This window comes from Aeromonas sp. MdU4 (assembly GCF_041929505.1).
Lineage (GTDB): Bacteria > Pseudomonadota > Gammaproteobacteria > Enterobacterales > Aeromonadaceae > Aeromonas.
This window is the reverse complement of the sequence record NZ_JBHFMW010000023.1, coordinates 199,175-219,454: the sequence shown is the minus strand read 5'-3', so window position 1 is coordinate 219,454 and position 20,280 is coordinate 199,175. Positions and strand designations below refer to the sequence as shown.

18 protein-coding genes are annotated in these 20,280 nt (G+C 55.8%); 16 read left to right on the top strand and 2 right to left on the bottom strand.

Annotated features, from left to right (window positions below; all coding sequences use genetic code 11):
* Positions 1 to 34 precede the first annotated feature (34 nt).
* From ACE1BR_RS13275 to ACE1BR_RS13255, 5 genes are all read left to right on the top strand, one after another.
* Entirely contained in the window at positions 35 to 1,990 is a 1,956-nt protein-coding gene (locus ACE1BR_RS13275; protein ID WP_374870990.1) for a heme lyase CcmF/NrfE family subunit, read from the top strand.
* On the top strand, positions 1,987 to 2,517 hold the full coding sequence (locus tag ACE1BR_RS13270) for a DsbE family thiol:disulfide interchange protein (protein ID WP_374870988.1): 531 nt from the start codon (positions 1,987 to 1,989) through the stop codon (positions 2,515 to 2,517). Before ACE1BR_RS13275 ends, ACE1BR_RS13270 begins: the two co-directional genes overlap by 4 nt.
* Positions 2,518 to 2,528: 11 nt before the next feature.
* Positions 2,529 to 3,008: a cytochrome c-type biogenesis protein gene (locus ACE1BR_RS13265; protein WP_374870986.1), complete on the top strand. Its 480-nt coding sequence runs from the start codon at positions 2,529 to 2,531 to the stop codon at positions 3,006 to 3,008.
* A complete protein-coding gene (ccmI, locus tag ACE1BR_RS13260; RefSeq protein ID WP_374870984.1) occupies positions 3,005 to 4,273 on the top strand; it encodes a c-type cytochrome biogenesis protein CcmI in 1,269 nt (422 codons plus the stop codon). The genes ACE1BR_RS13265 and ccmI overlap by 4 nt, the downstream gene beginning before the upstream one ends.
* 86 nt (positions 4,274 to 4,359) lie before the next feature.
* On the top strand, positions 4,360 to 5,175 hold the full coding sequence (locus ACE1BR_RS13255; RefSeq protein WP_374870982.1) for a VacJ family lipoprotein: 816 nt from the start codon (positions 4,360 to 4,362) through the stop codon (positions 5,173 to 5,175).
* A 119-nt stretch (positions 5,176 to 5,294) separates the two neighbouring features.
* Here ACE1BR_RS13255 and sodB read toward each other — a convergent pair whose 3' ends face one another.
* Positions 5,295 to 5,879: a superoxide dismutase [Fe] gene (gene sodB, locus ACE1BR_RS13250; protein WP_374870980.1), complete on the bottom strand. Its 585-nt coding sequence runs from the start codon at positions 5,877 to 5,879 to the stop codon at positions 5,295 to 5,297.
* Positions 5,880 to 6,166: 287 nt separating this feature from the next.
* Between sodB and ACE1BR_RS13245 the strand changes: the two genes are divergently transcribed.
* The 6 genes from ACE1BR_RS13245 to ACE1BR_RS13220 all read left to right on the top strand — a co-directional run bounded on the left by ACE1BR_RS13245 (position 6,167) and on the right by ACE1BR_RS13220 (position 13,455).
* Positions 6,167 to 6,511 carry a Grx4 family monothiol glutaredoxin gene (locus ACE1BR_RS13245; protein ID WP_374870978.1) on the top strand — a complete coding sequence of 115 codons (345 nt, stop codon included), beginning with the start codon at positions 6,167 to 6,169 and terminating at the stop codon, positions 6,509 to 6,511.
* Positions 6,512 to 6,889: 378 nt separating this feature from the next.
* Complete coding sequence (tdcB, locus tag ACE1BR_RS13240) at positions 6,890 to 7,894, top strand: bifunctional threonine ammonia-lyase/L-serine ammonia-lyase TdcB (protein WP_374870976.1); 1,005 nt, start codon at positions 6,890 to 6,892, stop codon at positions 7,892 to 7,894.
* 11 nt (positions 7,895 to 7,905) lie between these two features.
* On the top strand, positions 7,906 to 9,237 hold the full coding sequence (tdcC, locus tag ACE1BR_RS13235; RefSeq protein ID WP_374870975.1) for a threonine/serine transporter TdcC: 1,332 nt from the start codon (positions 7,906 to 7,908) through the stop codon (positions 9,235 to 9,237).
* 205 nt (positions 9,238 to 9,442) lie between these two features.
* Complete coding sequence (tdcD, locus tag ACE1BR_RS13230; RefSeq protein WP_374870973.1) at positions 9,443 to 10,651, top strand: propionate kinase; 1,209 nt, start codon at positions 9,443 to 9,445, stop codon at positions 10,649 to 10,651.
* A gap of 44 nt (positions 10,652 to 10,695) precedes the next feature.
* The gene (pflB, locus tag ACE1BR_RS13225; protein WP_374870971.1) at positions 10,696 to 12,990 is read left to right on the top strand and encodes a formate C-acetyltransferase; all 2,295 of its coding nucleotides are present in this window, start codon (positions 10,696 to 10,698) and stop codon (positions 12,988 to 12,990) included.
* A 69-nt stretch (positions 12,991 to 13,059) separates the two neighbouring features.
* The gene (locus ACE1BR_RS13220; protein ID WP_182937941.1) at positions 13,060 to 13,455 is read left to right on the top strand and encodes a RidA family protein; all 396 of its coding nucleotides are present in this window, start codon (positions 13,060 to 13,062) and stop codon (positions 13,453 to 13,455) included.
* A gap of 85 nt (positions 13,456 to 13,540) precedes the next feature.
* On the opposite strand, the gene ACE1BR_RS13215 is transcribed toward ACE1BR_RS13220, so the two are convergent.
* Positions 13,541 to 14,752: an RsmB/NOP family class I SAM-dependent RNA methyltransferase gene (locus ACE1BR_RS13215; RefSeq protein ID WP_374870968.1), complete on the bottom strand. Its 1,212-nt coding sequence runs from the start codon at positions 14,750 to 14,752 to the stop codon at positions 13,541 to 13,543.
* 172 nt (positions 14,753 to 14,924) lie between these two features.
* On the opposite strand from ACE1BR_RS13215, the gene ACE1BR_RS13210 reads away from it, so the two are divergent.
* The 5 genes from ACE1BR_RS13210 (at position 14,925) to ACE1BR_RS13190 (ending at position 20,276) form a co-directional block, all read left to right on the top strand.
* Positions 14,925 to 16,892, top strand: a complete 1,968-nt coding sequence (locus ACE1BR_RS13210; protein WP_374870966.1) for a reprolysin-like metallopeptidase — start codon at positions 14,925 to 14,927, stop codon at positions 16,890 to 16,892.
* Entirely contained in the window at positions 16,871 to 17,200 is a 330-nt protein-coding gene (locus tag ACE1BR_RS13205) for a hypothetical protein (RefSeq protein ID WP_374870964.1), read from the top strand. The genes ACE1BR_RS13210 and ACE1BR_RS13205 overlap by 22 nt, the downstream gene beginning before the upstream one ends.
* A gap of 143 nt (positions 17,201 to 17,343) precedes the next feature.
* Positions 17,344 to 17,982, top strand: coding sequence for a pyridoxamine 5'-phosphate oxidase (pdxH, locus tag ACE1BR_RS13200; RefSeq protein WP_374870962.1), 639 nt, complete (start codon positions 17,344 to 17,346; stop codon positions 17,980 to 17,982).
* A gap of 36 nt (positions 17,983 to 18,018) precedes the next feature.
* Entirely contained in the window at positions 18,019 to 18,633 is a 615-nt protein-coding gene (locus ACE1BR_RS13195; RefSeq protein WP_374870960.1) for a glutathione S-transferase family protein, read from the top strand.
* Positions 18,633 to 20,276, top strand: coding sequence for a GNAT family N-acetyltransferase (locus ACE1BR_RS13190; protein WP_374870958.1), 1,644 nt, complete (start codon positions 18,633 to 18,635; stop codon positions 20,274 to 20,276). Before ACE1BR_RS13195 ends, ACE1BR_RS13190 begins: the two co-directional genes overlap by 1 nt.
* Positions 20,277 to 20,280 lie beyond the last annotated feature (4 nt).

Below are 20,280 nucleotides of genomic sequence, written 5' to 3'. Positions count from 1 at the left end.
CATTTGTCGCCGTTCAATTGAAAGGAATTCGTCCATGATCCCGGAATTAGGCCAGTTTTCACTGATCCTGGCTCTTGCTACCGCCTTGCTGCTGGGTAGTTACCCGCTGCTTGGCGCCAAGTTGGGTCGGCTTGGCATGATGTCGGCGGCCCGTCCGCTTGCCTATGCTCAGTTCTTGTTGTTATTGCTATCGTTTCTCTGCCTGACTTGGGCCTTTATTGATAACGACTTCACCGTGCAGTATGTGGCCACTAACTCCAACAGCTTGCTGCCCCTAGCCTATCGCATCTCGGCGGTATGGGGGGCTCACGAAGGTTCCCTGCTGCTGTGGGTACTGACCTTGGGTGGCTGGACTGCGGCCGTCGCCATGTTCAGCCGCCGCCTGCCCCTTGATGCCGTCGCACGGGTACTCGGCGTGCTGGGGCTGATCTCGGTCGGCTTCACCGCGTTCGTGCTGTTCACCTCCGATCCCTTCACCCGTACGCTGCCCTATTTTCCGGTAGATGGCCGTGACCTCAATCCGCTGCTGCAGGATCCGGGTCTGATCTTCCACCCGCCAATGCTCTATATGGGTTATGTGGGCTTCTCGGTGGCATTTGCGTTCGCTATTGCCTCGCTGATGACCGGCCGACTCGATGCCACCTGGGCACGCTGGTCGCGCCCCTGGACCATGGCTGCTTGGGTCTTCCTGACTTTAGGGATCGTGCTGGGCTCCTGGTGGGCCTATTACGAGCTCGGCTGGGGCGGCTGGTGGTTCTGGGACCCGGTGGAAAACGCCTCCTTTATGCCATGGTTGGCGGGCACAGCCCTGCTGCATTCGCTGGCGGTGAGTGAGAAGCGGGCCAGCTTCAAGGCATGGACTGTGCTGCTGGCACTTTCTGCTTTCTCCCTGAGTTTGCTGGGCACCTTCCTGGTGCGCTCCGGTGTGCTGGTCTCTGTACACGCATTTGCCTCCGATCCTACCCGCGGCCTGTTTATTCTCGGCTTCCTGCTGGCGGTGATCGGCTCATCCTTGCTGCTGTTTGCCTTTAAAGGCTCGCAAGTGAAGAGCCACGGCAAGCACGAGCTGTGGAGTCGCGAGACCCTGCTGCTCTGCAACAACATTATGCTGGTTGCGGGTCTGCTGACTGTTCTGCTTGGCACCTTGTTGCCGCTGGTGCACAAGGAGCTGGGGCTGGGCAGCATCTCCATCGGTACCCCCTTCTTCAACCATATCTACAGCTGGCTGATCATCCCGTTTGCTCTGCTGCTGGGCATTGGCCCGCTGTTCCGCTGGCGCCGTCAAGATCTGGGAGAACTCAGAGGCAAGGTGGTCGTGGCACTGGTGCTGAGTCTGGCCGCTGCCGTGCTGTTGCCGCTGGTCTTTGCCGAAACCTTCAAGTCCTGGGCTGCGGTTGGTATTGGTCTGGGGGCCTGGATCATTGTCACCAGCGTGCAGGAAACTTGGGCGCGCGCCACCCACAAACACAGCTTTGCTGTTGGGGTTCGCAAGCTAGGCAACAGCCACTGGGCCATGATCCTCGGCCATGTGGGGCTGGCGGTCAGCATCATCGGTATCGCTTGTACCCAGAACTACAGTATCGAGAAAGATCTGCGGATGCAGGCAGGTGATCGGGTGCAATTTGCTGATTACGAGTTTGTCTTTGCTGGCATAAAAGAGAAGAACGGTCCCAACTACGATGGCTTCAAGGGGGTGCTGGAAGTGCACAAGCATGGTAAGCAGGTCGCCCTGCTCAAACCTGAAAAGCGTGTTTACAAGGTGACCCGGATGCCGATGACCGAATCTGCCATTGATGCCGGTATCACTCGGGATCTCTATGCGGCACTTGGCGAGCAGCTCGACAACGGCGCCTGGGCGATACGGATTTATTACAAGCCATTTGTACGCTGGATCTGGTTTGGCGGTGTGTTCATGGCTATCGGCGGTGTGCTGGCGATGCTGGATAAACGCTATCGTTTTGGTCGCCGTGAAGAGGAAACTAAGGCATGACTCGCAAGACCTGGTTGTTTTTAATTCCGTTTGTGATCTTCTTGCTGGGCGCAGTTTTCCTGTTCAAAGGGCTCTACTCTGACCCAACCAAGCTTGAGTCCGTGATGGTGGGCAAAGAGGTGCCGATGTTCACCCTGCAGGACATTTATGATCTCAACAAGCAGCACGATCGCAGCATCCTGACCGGTCGCCCCATGCTGCTCAACGTCTGGGCTACCTGGTGCCCGACCTGTTACGGCGAGCATACCTATCTCAAGCAATTGGCTGGTCAGGGTATTCCCATCGTGGGCATGAACTACAAGGACGAGCGCGGCAAGGCGATCAAGTGGCTGGCTGAGCTGGGCAACCCCTATCAGATCAATCTCTATGATCCGGATGGCATGTTGGGACTGGATCTGGGGGTTTACGGTGCGCCGGAGACCTTCTTCATCGACAGCAAGGGGATTATCCGCTATCGCCATGTGGGTGATATCAATCCCGAGGTTTGGGCATCGACTCTCAAACCCATCTTTGATGCCATGAAGTGAGGGCCATGCTGATGAGAGTATTAATTGCTTCCCTGCTGCTGTTGCTGGGATGGGTTGTACAAGCGCCGGCCATGGCCGCCATCGATGTCTATACCTTCGACAATGACAACCAGGAGCAGGTCTTTCGCGAGCTGACCAAGGAGCTGCGTTGCCCCAAGTGCCAGAACCAGGATATTGCTGACTCCAACGCGGGACTTGCCAAGGATCTGCGGGATAAAACCTATCAGATGGTGCGTGAGGGTAAGGATAAAGAGGAGATAGTGGATTATATGGTGGCCCGCTACGGCAACTTTATCCTCTATAACCCGCCGTTAATGGCATCTACCCTGATCCTCTGGTTGGGCCCCCTGTCGGTGATTGTCATTGGTGTACTGGTGGTTTTCATGCGCAGTCGTCGCACTCCCGTCGTGACAAAGAGAGCGGGTAACGCCCTGAGCGAAGAGGAGCAGCGTCGGCTGGCTGAACTGCTCAAAGAGGAAGAGAAACAATGACCGCCTTTTGGATAGTAATTGCAGCCATGCTGGTACTGGTGAGCCTGGCACTGGTGATGCCACTTTGGCGTGGTGAAGGCAAGCAAAGCATCAGTCGTTCCGCGCTCAACAAGCAGCTCTATCGTCAGCGCCTGCTGGAGATTGGTGAAGAGCGCGAGCAAGGTGTGCTGGCCGAGGAGCCAGATTCACTTATCGAATTGCAGCGCAGCTTGTTGGACGACATTCCCGATGTGGAGCAGACCGCTCTGGGTGGTAAGAGTCTGATCTGGATCCCCGGTGTGCTGGTATTGGTGGTGGTGAGTCTGGGGCTCTATTACAAGCTGGGTTCCTGGCAAGAGGTGAGTCGCTGGCAGGATGCGAGCAGCCGTCTTGGTGAGTTGAGCAACCGCATTCTGGTAGAACGGAATGCCGACGTGACTGAACAGGATCTGCTGGATTTCACGCTGGCTCTGCGTACCCGTCTCAAGGATGAACCCGATGATTATCGTGGCTGGTTGCTGCTGGGGCGCTTAGGTCTGGATGGTAAAGATCCGGATATGGCCCGTGATGCGCTTGAGCTTGCATATAAGCTGGCGCCACAAAAAACCATGGTAGCGGTTCCCTATGCCCAAGCGTTGATGATGACAGGGGATGAGGCGCAGGCCAATGCATTGTTGCAGTCTGCGATTGCGCAGGACCCGAATAATCTTGAGGCGCGCTCTGTCTATGCCTTTATGGCGCTACAACAAGAGGAGTTCCAGATCGCACTGGATCGTTGGCAAGCCATGCTGCCGTTGATGGAGAAAGGCTCAGCTCGCTATGTGATGGTAGAGCGCTCCATGGAGTATGCAAAAGAGCAACTGAAGCAGCGTGGTGTGGTTGTGACGACTCCTGGCGCAGCGGCTGATGCTCAAGCCTCCTCGGCAACATCCGAGGTTAAGGCTGGGGAGTTCCCTATCCATGTCACTCTGGCTACCGGGATCCAGATGCCGGAAGATGCCTATCTCTTCATCTTTGCTGTCGTACCCAACGGGCCACCCATGCCTATCGCGGTGAAGCGCATTGCAGGGCCGACCCTGCCGGTGACGCTCTCGCTGGGTGATGGCGATGCAATGATGGAGGGAAGCAAGCTGGCCTCCTATCCAGAGCTGCAATTCAAGGCGCGTCTTTCCCGCGGTAATAATGTGATGAACAAGGAAGGGGCTTTTGAAGGCCTCTCCCAGCCAGTCAAGACGGCTGAGATACCCTCTGCACCGATTGACATCCGTATCGATCACGCCCTCTAATATACCTCTTTGATAACCCGGCCCCTGGATGGGGGCCGGGTTATCTATACTTCTGATAAATCAAAATAAAACGTCAGGATTTCCATATGTATCTTCGTACAGGTGCAGTGCTGTCAGCCATCTTGTTGGCTGGCTGTGCCGGTGGCCCGCCCAAGCCCGGCCCAGAGAGTCTGGATCTCAATCCAGGGGTGAGTCATCCTGGCACAACCAGTACGGCAACCGATCCTCGTGACCCTTTTCAAGGGGCCAACAGGGCCATGTGGGCTGTCAACTATGATGTGCTGGAGCCTTATGTTACTCGTCCTGTGGTACATGGTTACGCACGCTATGTGCCACAAGGTATGAGGGATGGCATCGAGAATTTAGTCGAAAACTTCAATGAGCCGAGCAGCATGATCAACCATCTGGTCTCCGGTGATTTGAAGGGGGCAGGAACCAACCTCGGACGCTTCACCCTCAACACCACTGTTGGTCTGCTCGGTATTTTCGATGTTGCTAAGCATACTGGTCTCGAGCGCAACAAGCTGGAGATGGATACCGTATTGGGCAAAGCCGATATCGGTGATGGCGCCTATTTGATGGTGCCTGTCTACGGCCCCACGACTACGCGCAAGCTGGTAGGCGATACGATCGATACTATTTATTTCCCCTATGCTCTGCTGACGTTGCCATTGCGAGTGGTACATTGGGCGCTGGATGGCCTGGGTACCCGCTCCAAGCTGATCGATCAGGAACGGATAATCGACAATTCCCTCGATCCCTATTCGTTGACCAAGGATTTCTACCTGCAATATAACCAGGGTAAGGTGACGGGCAAGAAAGCTGAACTCAAGGAGACGCCGCAGGAGCAGTCGGATGATGCCAACCTCGACCAGTATATGGATGAGATAGACGAGCAGTAAATTAGCGGTCTCATGTTAGAGAAAAGGCGCCTTCGGGCGCCGTTTTCATTTTTACTGCGTGCAGAGATAAAAAAACGCCTCACTTGGGTGAGGCGTTTTGGCAAGAACAGGTGCCGTTATCAGGCTGCCAGATTCTTGGCCACGAATTCCCAGTTCACCAGGGTCCAGAAGGTTTCCATGTACTTCGGACGCAGGTTGCGGAAGTCGATGTAGTAGGCGTGCTCCCACAGGTCAACAGTCAGCAGCGGAGTAGTACCTGCTTCGGTCAGCGGGCAACCGGCGTTGGAGGTGTTAACGATGGCCAGAGAGCCATCGGCTTTTTTCACCAGCCAAGTCCAGCTGGAACCGAAGTTACCGATGGCAGATTTGGTGAAGGCATCTTTGAACTCGGCGAAGGAGCCGAATGCTTTGTTGATGGCATCAGCCAGAGCACCAGTCGGTTCGCCACCACCGTTCGGGGAGAGGCAGTGCCAGTAGAAGGTGTGGTTCCAGATTTGGGCGGCGTTGTTGAAGATGCCGCCGCTGGAGGCCTTGATGATCTCTTCCAGAGACTTGCCTTCAAACTCGGTACCTGGCACCAGATTGTTCAGATTGACCACGTAGGTGTTGTGGTGCTTGCCGTGGTGATATTCCAGGGTTTCCTGGGAGATGTGCGGTTCCAGAGCGTTGATTGCATAGGGCAGAGCGGGAAGTTCGAATGCCATTTTCTACTCTCCATTGGCTGGACCGTGCGAAGGCGACGGTTGCAAGACATTGCGTACTCTTTTCTATTGTGAAAAGAGTTGTTTTTAAAATGAGGGGGCTGGGTAGCCCAAAGCCAAGGGATTGTAGCAGTATCAAAGATGGCCTAACAACTCTTGATTGGCGCCATGATCATGATCAAGCCTGAGTGGGTTCTATGCGCAATTCGAGCCGGGTCACCCCTTTGTCAGTTTGTGCTCGGGCAAGATTGCAGTAGAATGGCCGCCGAAATCGCTCTAGTGAGGCACCTATGGAAACTATTGAAAAGATTAAGCAGCAGCTGGCTGACAACCCCATCATCCTCTACATGAAGGGATCCCCCAAGCTACCCAGCTGTGGCTTCTCTGCCCAGGCCTCCCAGGCTCTGATGTCCTGTGGCGAGCCGTTTGCATACGTCGATATCCTGCAGAACCCGGATATCCGCGCTGAATTGCCAAAATTTGCCAACTGGCCAACCTTCCCCCAGCTGTGGGTCGAAGGTGAGCTGATCGGCGGCTGCGACATCATGATCGAGATGTTCCAGGCCGGTGAGTTGCAGAGCCTGATCAAGGAAACTGCCGCCAAGCACAAGCAGGATGACGCCGCTGCAGAATAAGCGGGTTCGGTGATTGCTCATGTGTTGATAAGGGAGCCAATTTGGCTCCTTTTTTTATCTGTGGTATCGCTTGAACGGGGTTGAAGCAGCAGTTTTTGCGTGTAACTCCAAAGCAACATTTTCGATTACAAAATCTAATCATTAAATGTTTGTTTTTTAATTGTTAATTATATTATTTGTGTTTTTTGATTATATTTTCTAATCCTTGTTGGACCCGAGTGTTGCTGTTGTCACATTTTTTGATAATTTAACAATGAGCTAGTCTCTTTGCATGTTTTTTTGTGTTGATGCTCACATTAATTGCAGGTGATAGAACCTAGTATCGCTGCGCCCAGTGAAGTAAAACCCTACAAATTAATAAATAAAAAGAGACTTGCGATGAAGATGTATAGCAATCTGCCCATTGGTCTTCATGATATTACTGAAGCCAAAAAAAGACTGACCAATCATATATACAAGACCGCGCAACTACCCTCAAATTATATCAGTGAACGTTGTCATGGCGAGGTTTACCTCAAGCTTGAAAACATGCAACGTACAGGCTCTTTTAAAATTCGTGGTGCCTTTAACAAACTCAGTTCATTAAGTCTGGAAGATCGCCAAAAAGGTGTTGTCGCCTGTTCGGCGGGCAACCATGCCCAAGGTGTATCCCTCTCCAGTGCCATGTTAGGTATTGATGCCAAGGTCGTCATGCCCTGCTGTGCACCCAAATCAAAAATTGCAGCCACCAGTGATTATTCAGCAGAAGTGATTCTGCATGGTAATAGCTTTAATGACACTATTGCCAAAGTCAGTGAAATAGTGGAGATGGAAGGCCGCGTATTTATCCCCCCTTTCGATGACGAAAAGGTGATTGCAGGCCAAGGGACGATTGGTCTGGAAATTATCGAAGATTTATATGATGTCGATAACATCATAGTACCGATCGGTGGCGGTGGTTTGATTGCTGGCGTTGCCATGGCCATTAAATCCATTAACCCGACCATCAAGATCATCGGTGTGCAATCCGAGAATGTGCACGGTATGGCAGCCTCTTTCTATGCTGGCACCATTACCAATCACAGAACCAGCAGCACGCTGGCAGATGGTTGTGATGTGGCCAGACCCGGTTCACTGACTTTCGAAATCGTCAAGCAATTGGTAGATGATATTGTACTGGTTACCGAGGATGATATTCGTCACAGCATGGTCGACATGATCCAGCGTAATAAAATTATTACAGAAGGAGCTGGTGCTCTCGCCTCTGCGGCACTGCTTAGTGGCAAGTTGAAACATTATGTTGAAGGTAAAAAAACCGTCAGCATTATCTCTGGTGGCAATATCGACCTGACCCGAATTGCTGAAATAATCGAACAGAACAATATTCGTCAGTTTAGCCTGTAAGGAACGCAGTCATGATATTAGACAGTGTTGTTACCAGCAGTAAAGAAAATGCACGCGCATGGCGCAAATCAGATACTACATGGGGATTGGGTCTGTTCGGTACCGCTATCGGTGCAGGAGTGCTGTTTTTCCCCATTCGTGCCGGATATGGTGGTCTGATCCCGATATTGATTATGCTGATGCTGGCTTATCCCATCGCATTCTATTGCCACAGGGCGTTGGCCAGATTATGTCTTTCCGGCAGCAATCCTTCAGCCAATATCACCGAAACCGTTGAAGAACATTTTGGCAAAATGGGTGGAGTGGTAATTACCTTCCTCTATTTCTTTGCTATCTGCCCACTGCTGTGGATATATGGTGTGACAATCACCAATACCTTCATGGCATTCTGGGAACATCAACTGCAAATGGCGCCGCTCAATCGAGGTGTGGTTGCACTGGCATTGTTGATGTTGATGGCCTTCGTGATCTATTTCGGTAAGGATCTGATGGTTCGCGTAATGAGCTATCTGGTCTTTCCATTTATCGCCAGCCTGATCGTCATCTCCCTCTCACTGGTGCCCTACTGGAACGGTGCGGTATTTGATCAGGTCAACCTGAGTGAAATATCCATGTTCGGTCACGATGGTATTCTGGTTACCGTCTGGCTTGGCATCTCCATCATGGTCTTCTCCTTCAACTTCTCGCCGATTGTCTCCTCTTTTATTGTCTCCAAGCGGGAAGAGTATGAGCACGAGTTTGGTCGCGATTTTACCGAGAAGCGCTGCTCCAAAATTATCTCTGGTGCCAGCATGCTGATGGTTGCCGTGGTGATGTTTTTCGCCTTCAGCTGTCTGTTTACCCTGTCGCCGCAAAATATGGCGGAAGCCAAGGCCCAGAATATTCCTGTGCTCTCCTATCTGGCCAACCACTTCTCATCGATGACTGGCAGTAAGTCTGCGTTTGCCACCACGCTGGAGTATGCGGCGTCCATTATTGCGCTGGTTGCCATATTCAAGTCCTTCTTCGGCCACTATCTGGGAACGCTGGAAGGGTTGAACGGCCTGATCCTCCGCTTTGGCTATCAAGGTGACAAGAACAAGGTCTCTTTGAAAAAGCTTAACATGATCAGTATGTTGTTCATCATGGGTTCCACCTGGCTGGTCGCCTATGTCAACCCCAACATCCTTGACCTGATTGAAGCAATGGGTGCGCCAATTATTGCCTCTCTGCTCTGCCTGCTGCCAATGTATGCGGTGAGCAAGACACCGGCACTGGCAAAATATAAAGGTCAGGCCAGCAACCTGTTTGTCACCATCATCGGTGTGTTGACCATCCTGAATATTGTTTCCAAGCTGTTCTGAAAACCTTTTCTGCAAGTCATTAACCATCCAGGCCCCTTGGCTGGGTCTGGATGGTGCAGTCAGACGTGATCAATAACCGGTTTTTGTTGGTACTCATTATTTGTGCCATCGGCAAGGCTATCCGTTATCTGATCATCGGTGTATACACAGTGGCAAACATGCCCTGACTGCTGTGACTCGACACTATTAATATCGAGGCGATGTAATGAAGTTTGATTCGTTGGTTCTGGTTATCAATTGCGGCTCCTCATCGGTCAAATTCTCCGTACTGGATAGTCAATTCTGTGAAGTGGTGATATCCGGTATGGCTGATGGTATTGAGACTGCACACCCACAATTGCAAGTGGGCAAAGAGCCCGCCATGCCATTACCCGCAAATAGTCACACCTGTGCATTGGCCGCCATTGCAGCGGAATTGAAAACGCGAGATCTGCTGGATGCCATTACCTTGGTGGGCCATCGCATTGCGCATGGTGGTAGTGAATTTAGCGAAGCCGTGATCATTGATGAAAATGTATTGGCAAAAATAAAGCAGGTGTCACCTTTGGCGCCACTGCACAATCACGCCAATCTGAGTGGTGTGATGGCCGCTCGTCAGCTATTTCCGACACAACCACAAATTGCGGTATTTGATACCGGCTTTCACCAGACCTTGAAACCAGAAGCTTATATCTATGGGCTGCCCTATCAATATTTGCAGGATTACGGTGTGCGCCGTTATGGCTTCCATGGTACCTCTCATCGCTATGTCGCCGAGCAGGCCTGCTTATTTCTGGCGTTGAATGCGCAAAATGCCGGTCTGGTCATCGCCCATCTGGGTAATGGCGCCTCTATTTGTGCAGTGCAGGATGGCAAGAGCGTTGATACCTCGATGGGGATGACCCCGCTCGAGGGGCTGATTATGGGCAGCCGTAGCGGTGATATTGATTTCGGCGCCCTGGCCTATATCGCTAGCAAGACGGGCCAATCCATTGAGGATATCGAGCGGGTATTAAACAAGCACTCCGGCTTGCTCGGTATTTCCGGTCTATCTTCCGATATGCGAGTACTGGAGGCGGCTTATCACGAAGGCCATCCCGGGGCGAAATTGGCTATCCACGCCTTTGTCCACCGTATTGCCCGCCATATTGGTGGCCATGCCACCTCATTGCGCCGACTGGATGCCGTTATTTTCACCGGCGGTATTGGCGAGAACTCTGCCTTTATCAGAAAGCTGGTGTGTGAACGACTGCAGGTATTTGGCGTGGTAATGAACGAGTCACTTAATCAGCGCCCCAATAGCGAGGGTTACCGGGTTATTTCGGCGGTGGAGTCTGCAGTACAGGCTGCGGTGATCCCGACTAATGAAGAAAAAATGATTGCACTGGATGCTATTCGCTTGGGTCAACAGGTTCGCCAGGCTGAGTGTGTCTGAACATTTCAACTGTAATGTCATGAATCGTGAATGAGGTTTATTTAATGAAAATTGATGTGCAATTGGATCAGGATAGCTATGTCCAGGCATGGCAAGGTTTTGCCGGTGAAAACTGGAAACATGAAATCAATGTTCGTGATTTCATTCAACAAAACTACACCCCTTATGAAGGTGACGAACAGTTTTTAGCCGATGCTACCGAAGCGACCACCACCTTGTGGAACAAGGTGATGGAGGGGATCCGCATCGAGAATGCCACCCACGCGCCGGTCGATTTTGATACCAATATTGCCACTACCATCACCGCCCACGGGCCGGGTTATATCGAGCAGGGGCTGGAAAAAATCGTTGGCCTGCAAACCGACAAGCCGTTGAAAAGAGCACTGCACCCCTTTGGTGGTGTAAATATGATCAGAAGCTCTTTTGAGGCATATGGTCGGGAGATGGATCCCGAATTTGAATATACCTTCAGCGAATTGCGTAAAACCCATAATCAGGGGGTGTTCGACGTCTACTCTCCAGAGATGTTGCGCTGTCGGAAGTCGGGAATTTTGACCGGTTTGCCGGATGGTTATGGCCGTGGTCGGATTATCGGAGATTATCGTCGGGTTGCACTTTATGGGATAGATTATCTTATCCGTGAGCGGGAGCTGCAGTTTGCCGATCTGCAACCGGCCCTCGAGCGGGGAGAGCAGCTGGAGCTAGTGATCCGCCAGCGCGAGGAGCTGGCCGAGCACAAGCGGGCGCTGGTGCAGATCAAGGAGATGGCGGCGAGCTACGGTTGCGATATTTCCGGTCCGGCCCGCACTGCCCAGCAGGCGGTGCAGTGGCTCTACTTTGCCTATCTGGCGGCGGTGAAGTCGCAAAATGGCGGTGCCATGTCCCTCGGTCGCACCGCGACCTTCCTCGACATCTATATCGAGCGGGATTTGAAGGCGGGGCTCATCAGCGAGCAGGATGCCCAGGAGCTGGTCGATCACTTCATCATGAAGATCCGCATGGTACGTTTCCTGCGTACTCCCGAGTTTGACTCCCTCTTCTCCGGCGACCCCATTTGGGTCACCGAGGTGATCGGCGGCATGGGGCTGGATGGTCGTACTCTGGTGACCAGGAACTCCTTCCGTTACCTCAATACCCTCAAGACCATGGGGCCTGCGCCCGAGCCCAACCTCACCATCCTCTGGGCGGAAGGGTTGCCACGTGCCTTCAAGACCTATGCGGCCCGCGTCTCCATCGATACCTCATCCCTGCAGTATGAGAATGATGACCTGATGCGCACCGATTTCGAGAGCGATGACTACGCCATTGCCTGCTGCGTGAGCCCGATGGTGATCGGCAAGCAGATGCAGTTCTTCGGTGCCCGCGCCAACCTCGCCAAAACCCTGCTCTATTGCATCAATGGTGGCGTGGACGAGAAGCTGAAGATCCAGGTTGGCCCGAAAGTGGCGCCCATCATGGACGAGGTACTGGATTACGACACTGTCATGACCAGCCTCGACAGCTTTATGGATTGGCTGGCTGTGCAGTACATCAGCGCGTTGAACCTGATCCACTATATGCACGACAAGTACAGCTATGAGGCCTCGCTGATGGCGCTGCACGATCGCGACGTCTATCGCACCATGGCCTGTGGCATTGCCGGTCTGTCGGTGGCAGTCGATTCGCTGGCGGCCATCAAGTACGCCAGGGTCAAGCCGGTGCGCGATGCTGACGGGCTGGCTGTCGATTTCGTGATTGAGGGGGAGTATCCCCAGTACGGCAACAACGACGAGCGGGCCGACTCCATCGCCTGCGATCTGGTCGAGCGCTTCATGAAGAAGATCCAGGCGTTGCCGACCTACCGCAATGCGGTGCCGACTCAGTCGATCCTGACCATTACCTCCAACGTGGTCTATGGCCAGAAGACCGGCAATACCCCGGATGGCCGCCGCGCCGGTGCGCCGTTTGCACCGGGGGCCAACCCGATGCATGGCCGGGATCGCAACGGGGCGGTCGCTTCGCTCGCCTCGGTGGCCAAGCTGCCGTTCAAATATGCCAAGGACGGGATCTCCTACACCTTCTCCATCGTGCCTGGGGCGCTCGGCAAGGAGCCCGCCAATCGCGAGAACAACCTGGTGGGGCTGATGGATGGCTACTTCCACCATGAGCGGGATGTCGAAGGGGGTCAGCACCTCAACGTCAACGTGATGAACCGCGAGATGCTGCTGGATGCCATCGAGAATCCGGACAAGTATCCCAGCCTGACCATTCGGGTTTCCGGCTATGCGGTGCGCTTCAACGCCCTGACTCGTGAGCAGCAGCAGGACGTCATCTCCAGAACCTTCACCAACATGATGTAACTCTCATGCCCGGGGTGAGCAGACTTGCTCCGGGCCTATTTTTTGTTTGTCAGCACGAGGAAGTAATAGATGCGACAAGTTATCAGTACCAAAGCGGCACCGGGTGCCATCGGCCCCTATGTGCAGGGTGTTACCTTAAGCAGCGTGACCGGCAACATGATCTACACCTCGGGTCAAATTCCGCTGGATCCGGTGAGTGGCGAGATCCCGGAGAGCATCGAAGCACAGACCCTGCGTTCGTTGCAAAACGTTCAGGCGATTATCGAAGCGGCAGGCGGCCAGGTGCGCAACATCATCAAGACCACGGTGTTTGTCTCGGATCTGAACGACTTTGCTGCGGTGAATCAGGTCTACAACGACTTTTTCACCAAGCACGATGCCATGTATCCGGCGCGCTCTTGCGTGGAAGTGGCCCGCTTGCCGAAGGATGTGAAGATCGAGATTGAGGCGATTGCTGCGCTGTAACCCCCATCGGGCGTGGGTCAGCAAGCCAAAACAAAGCGGCTGCCAATGGCAGCCGCTTTTGTCTATATGGTTATCGGGGGGGCGCTCAGGCGATCCGTTCGATACGGGCCATGTAGAAACCGTCGAAGCCTGTTTCGGACGGGCTCACGGTATGATCGTCACGCAGACGGAAGTTCTCGTTGGCCGCGAGGAACTTGTCCACCTGCTGGCGGTTTTCCTGAGGCAGGATGGAGCAGGTTGCATAGACCAGCAGACCACCCACCTTCACCATCTGGCTGTAACGCTGCAGGATCTCTTCTTGCAGCGCGACCAGCACCGGCAGACGCTCGGCGGTATCACGCCACTTGGCATCCGGATTGCGCTTGAGCACGCCAAGCCCGGAGCAGGGCACGTCCAGCAGTACTCGGTCGGCGCTCTCCTTGAGGCGCTTGACGGTCTTGCTGCTGGTGATGACCCGGGTCTCCACGTTGTGGGCACCGGCGCGACGGGCGCGCTGCTTGAGGTTCTCCAGCTTCCACTCTTCCACATCCATTGCCAGCAGACGGCCCTTGCCCTGCATCATGGCGGCGATATGCAGGGTCTTGCCACCGGCACCGGCGCAGGCGTCGATGACGCGCATGCCCGGGGTGACTTCCAGCGCAGCAGCAACCAGCTGGGAGCCTGCATCCTGCTGCTCGAAGCAACCATCGGCAAAGGCCTTGGTGCGGAACAGGGCGGCGTCGGAGGTAACCTGCAGGGCAGTCTCCACACCATCAACCGGAATGGTGGTGACCTGCTCTTTGGCCAGAATGGCCTGCAGCTCATCACGGGTGCACTTGAGGGTGTTGACCCTCAGGTAGCGCTTGGGCATCCAGGCCAGAGCGGCACGCTCGGCAGGCCAGGCTTCACCCAGCTGCTCGCTGCCGAGTTTCTCCAGCCAGCTCGGGCAACCATCCATCAATACCGGGTTCTTCTTCGCCTCGGTCAGACGGCGGCGGAAGGCCTCTTCATTGAAGCGATCCAGTGTCGGGTTGTTGGGCTGGGCAATCTTGTGGAAGGCGTGCCAGCTGTGCAGCAGTGGCCAGACATTCTTTTCGGCCTGACGCACCTGAATGCCGGTGAGGAAACAATAGAGGCTGAGACGGCGCAGCAGGTCGCCGGTGACCAGGGCAATCCTTGCCTGTTCTTGTGGTTTGAGTTCGATGCCGGAGAAGTGACGGGCATAGGCACGGTCGAGGGTAAGACCCTGACCGAGCACATCGTCAATAATGGCAACGACCAGATCCCCGAAACGGGGCAACAGTGGGGATTTAAGCATGAAATTAACCTTGGCCAGATAAAGATGGGCGACCTCGCGGCGAGGGCGGCTTTGAAACAGACAAACTGGCGCAATGATAGGGGGAAGGGGGGGAGTGTGCAAGGTGGATATTCGGCGAGTCATGTGGGGCTAAGCCATACTTGCGGGGATAATAATAGAGCATGGAGGCGCTATGAAGTATGGTCTGACCCTGTTTCTCTCTTGCCTGGCAATGCCGGTGCTGGCATCACCGGAGTGGTTATTTGAGGATGCAAAAACCGCAGAAAACGTCGCGTTTGATGTGCGGGCTGACAAGGTGAGAGTGGTGGTACCTGAGCCTCTTTTCGCCACGGGCGAGCTGCCATCCTCGCTCAGTTTGCCGCTGACCGATGGCCGCATCATCACGTTCTCACTTCACCCCAACACCCTGTTGCCACCCGCGCTGGCGCTGCGCTACCCCGCTATCAAAACCTATTCAGGCAGTGCGGCAGAAGATCCCCAGAGCAGCGGTCGTTTTGATCTGACACCGCAGGGATTTCATGGCATGTTCACCTATCGGGGGAAAACCTTCTATATAGATCCTCTCTTTGATGGCACTTCGTACGCCGTGTATACCCAGCAGGAGAGCTGGCGCCGACTGGATGAGGACGAGGTGCTCTCGCCACAGCTGGGGGATCTGACTGCCCGTTCGGTGCTGGTCAGCGGCAACCAGCGCAAGCGTTACACCATTGCCATCTCGGCGACCGGCGAATATACCCGTTATCACGGGGGCACCAAGGCTGACGCATTGGCTGCCATCGCGACCATGCTTAACCGGATCAATGAGGTCTACCGTCGCGATGTGGGGGCCGAGTTTCAGCTGGCTGCGGACACGGACAAGGTGATCTTTACCGATCCGGCGACCGATCCTTTCACCAATTCCACTCAGGATCTGACCATCAACCAGACCCAGCAAGCCTTGTTGCTGGCCCCTGGTTTCGATATCGGTCACCTGCTGACCACTTCAGGCGGCGGACTGGCCACGCTTGGGGCACTCTGCAACCCTGCCAGCCGTTCACAGGGGATGACCGGAAGTCCACAGCCCACGGGGGATGCCTTCTACATCGACTACGTAGCCCATGAACTGGGCCATCAGATGGGGGCGGAGCACTCCTTCAACGGTACCTCGGGTAGTTGTGGTAGTGGACGGGAGGCGAGTTCGGCTTGGGAGCCGGGCAGTGGATCTTCCATCATGGCTTATGCTGGGATCTGCGGGGAGGAGGATCTGCAGAGCAATAGCGTGCCTTTTTTTCACAGCAAGTCGATAGAGCAGATCCGCACCAAGATGGCCTCGTTGCCATCTTGTGGCACCAATCTGGCGCTCTCCAATAATGCGCCGGTGGTGGATGCGGGGGTGGATCGGGTTATCCCGGCCAACACCGTCTTCACCCTGAGCGGTAGTGCCGTGGACCTTGATGGCAACCCGCTGAGCTACAGCTGGGAGGAGCTCGATCTCGGCTCCGCCTCTACCGGTGCGGCCACCATGGTGGATGACGGTTCACGCCCGCTGTTTCGCATGTTGTCGCCGACCCAAGTCCCCAGCCGTAGTTTACCTGCGATGAGTTCACTCATTTCGGGAGTGCTGGCCAAGGGCGAGGCCTGGCCAACCACCAGCCGTAACCTCCATTTCCGTCTTGCCGTGCGCGATGGTCAAGGGGCGGTCAGCAGTGACGAGACGGTGGTTCAAGTGGTCAACACTGGTGCTGTCTTTGCCATCAAGGCTCCTTTGGCGGGCAATATGGTGGCGGGTGCAACCCAGACGCTGAACTGGGACGTGGCAGGCACAAACCAGGCTCCCATCAATTGTCAGAATGTGGATGTGGCTCTGACCCAGGATAGCGGCAGCCACTGGACCACGCTGGTGGCCGGTATACCCAACAGCGGCTCGACCAGCATTACCCTGCCCAACCCGCTGGCCAGAGGTGCTTTGCTGCGGCTCGCTTGCAGCGACAATATCTTTTTTACCATTAATACTGCGGAACGGGCGACTGCCACCCCGGGCAGTTCAACGGGCAGTACCGTTATCGGTGGTTCGGGTGGTGGGGGCGGCGGTGGTAGTGTGGATCCGCTTTGGCTGGTGATGTTGGCAGGAGGTGCGATATGGCGCAGACGTTGCGTGTAGTGGCAGGCTTGTTGCTGCTCTATATCTCGGGTTGTTATGCCCTACCCGAGGGGGCCGAGCAGGCGGTGGCGCAGAGCCTCAACATTCAGGATTATCGGCTTATTGTGCGGGGTGGCCGGGGCGGTGGTGTCCCCGGTATTGCCGAGAGTGAACAGGAGCAGGCGAAAAACCGCTGCGGGGTGCGTTATCTGGCTGGATTCGCCGATGTGATTACGCCGGGCAAGGAGGCGGAATACGCTCAGCTTGAGGCCTATGCTACGGACTATAACCGGCGCATGTTGCCGCACTGCCAAAAGCCAGAAAAGTAGAGTTGCTCCATCACTGAATGGACGGGGGAGGCACGAGCCTCCCCCGTTCGTTATGGCTTGTCACCGGCGAAAGGGCAGCGCACAATGCCTGCATCGCTATCTTGATGGTGGTAAAACCATTATTTATTTGAAGGAAAATCAAGATGATGGATGTTGCTGATCTGCGCCGGGAGTATACCCGTGGCGGGTTGCATCGGGCCGATCTACCCGCCGAGCCCCTCGAGCTGTTCGAGAAGTGGCTAGCCCAGGCCTGCGAGGCCAAGCTGACCGATCCTACCGCCATGGTGGTCGCTACCGTGGATGCTGCTGGCCAGCCGTGGCAGCGTACCGTGTTGCTCAAACACTACGACGCCCAGGGGATGGTCTTCTACACCAACATGGGCAGTCGCAAGGCGCATCAGCTGGAGGAGAATCCCCGTATCAGCCTGCTCTTCCCCTGGCACACTCTTGACCGTCAGGTGCATGTGACCGGTCGGGTGGAGAAGATGAGTACCTTCGAGGTGATGAAGTACTTCCACAGTCGTCCCAAGGATAGCCAGATCGCTGCCTGGGTCTCCAAACAGTCGACCCGTATCTCGGCCCGCGGCGTGCTTGAAGCCAAGTTTCTCGAACTCAAACAGAAGTTTGCCAACGGCGAAGTGCCGCTGCCGAGCTTTTGGGGCGGTTATCGGGTGGTGATCGAGACGGTCGAATTCTGGCAGGGGGGAGAACACCGTCTGCACGACCGTTTCTATTACACCCGCGAAGGGGCTGGCTGGCATATCGAACGTCTGGCCCCCTGATAGTTTTCCTCAAACCCGTTTTCACAAGGAGTGTGCATGCGTCTGCACGGTGATCTGCGTTCCGGCAACTGTTACAAGGCGTGGTTGCTGGCGCGCTGGCTTGAACTGCCCCTCGAGTGGGTGGCGGTCGATATCGCGGCGGGAGATACCCGTACCCCCGACTTTCTGGCGCTCAACCCCAACGGCAAGATCCCGGTGCTGGAGATTGGCCAGGGCGATACCCTGGCGGAATCCAACGCCATCCTCTTCTATCTGGCGCAGGGCTCGCCACTGTGGCCGACCGATCCGCGCCAGCAGGCTGACGTGCTAAAATGGATGTTTTTCGAGCAGTACAGCCATGAGCCCTATATCGCGGTGGCCCGTTTTATCGTCCGCTATCTGGGGCGGCCCGAGTCGCAGGAGGCGCGGCTCGACGGGCTGAAAGCCGGTGGCGAGAAGGCGCTGGCAGTGATGGAGCAGCAGCTCAGAACAAGCCCCTATCTGTGTGGTGAAGTACCGACCATCGCCGATATTGCCCTCTACGCTTACACCCACGTGGCGGAGGAGGGGATATTCTCCCTGCAGGGGTGGCCTGCCATTCGTGACTGGATTGCCCGCATCGAGGCTCATCCCCGCCATCTGAGCCTGCCCGCTGCCTGTCAGGCGGGCTGATGGAGCTGTTGATCGAGGGGAGCCTGTGGCAGCCCCACTGGCATCAGGTCGTCAACCACTGGCAGCAGCAGGGCCATCGCTGGCAGCTGTTGCTGGGCCAGGAGGTGGCTGCCACCCTCGAGCACCAGAGTGCCCCTTGGGCAGGTCTGACCCCTGACGGCATAATGTGCCCTGGCGCCCTGCTGGCCGCCTGGCTCGATGGTGACCTGTTGCCGCAACACCATGCCGACCCCACCCGGCAGATCCTGATCAGCGCTTCCACCTCCCTGTTGACCCTCGCCAAGGAGCAGGGGCTGCTCACTCTGGGCCCGGTGGGTGCCGATTTGGTACTGAATGAGTACTCCGATCTGGGGGCTGTGCTCAATCGCCTGCTTGCACGCCGGCTGCAGGTCCCCTCCTTGCAAGAACGGGATTGCGATGCTCCGCTGCAACTGCGCGCGCTGCGCACCGAAGATGAAGACGAGATAGTGCGCTATTGCAGCGACGAGGCGATCGCCCGCTACACCCTCAACATTCCGCACCCCTACCCGCCGGAGGGGGCTCGCGACTGGCTGGCCCTCAGCTGGCGCAAGGCCGCGCTGGGACTGGGCTGGAGCTGGGCCATCACCTTGCCGCAAGGGGCGGAAGAAGCGCCGCTGATCGGCGTTATCAGCCTGCACTGGAATGGCGAGCTGGCCTGGTGGGTTGGTGTGCCCTGGCAGGGGCGCGGTATCGCCACCCGGGCCGCCAGACTGGTCAAGGCATTTGCCTTTGGTCAACTGCATTTGCCTGCCATCACAGCCCGTCATATGCCGGAGAATCTGGCTTCGGGCCGGGTGATGGCAAAGCTGGGGATGCACTATCGCGGGCGGCGTCAGATCAGCGGCCGTCAGCCGTGTGACGTGAGTTACTGGCGGCTGGATCGAGCCCCCTCTTTGGCCACCCCCTTGCTGGATGAGCTCTCCCGTTGGTGTGCGGATCCGGCGATTGCTGTCGTGATCCTTGGTGCACCGGACATGGCGAGTGAGCCGGATGGTTGCGGCAAGCTGGCTCTCTCGCTCTTTATGGATGAAACCGACGCGGGAGAGCGACACCCCTGTCCACCTTGTTCACCACAGCTTGCGATGCAGCTGGAGATAGCGTGTTATCCGGTTTCTTTGCTGGATCAGGCCGATCCGGAACAGCTGTCGCTGCTCGGCGGCGTATTGCTCAAAGATCGGGATGAGCAGGGGCTGGCATGGCTGTTGCAACTGGCCGCACTGCAGCGTCAGGGGTCTGAGCTGCTCAGCCGGGAAGAGCGCGCGTTACGGCGCCATGGGTTCAACCAACAGATGGCGCAGGCGCTGGGTGCCAGTCATGAGTCGCCACTGGGGCGATACCAGCAGTTGCAACTGCTGGTGGAGCTGCCTGAGCGGGTCGATGAGTTGGATGGTCGTTGGCATTTGAGCCCCAATGTGACCCTCGAGCGGCTGGCGCGGGAGGCGCCAGCCCTCTGGCTGGCCTACTGCGAGGCGATGAACCGGGTCACGCCAAGCGCATTACAGACCTTGCAGCGGCAGTTTGCCGCTCGTTTTCCTGAGTGCACCCTCCCATTTCTGGACAAAGATGCTCAGAGTGCCCGGCAGTTGTGTGGAATAATGCCCCCTCTGTGGTACGAGGAGTAACGCT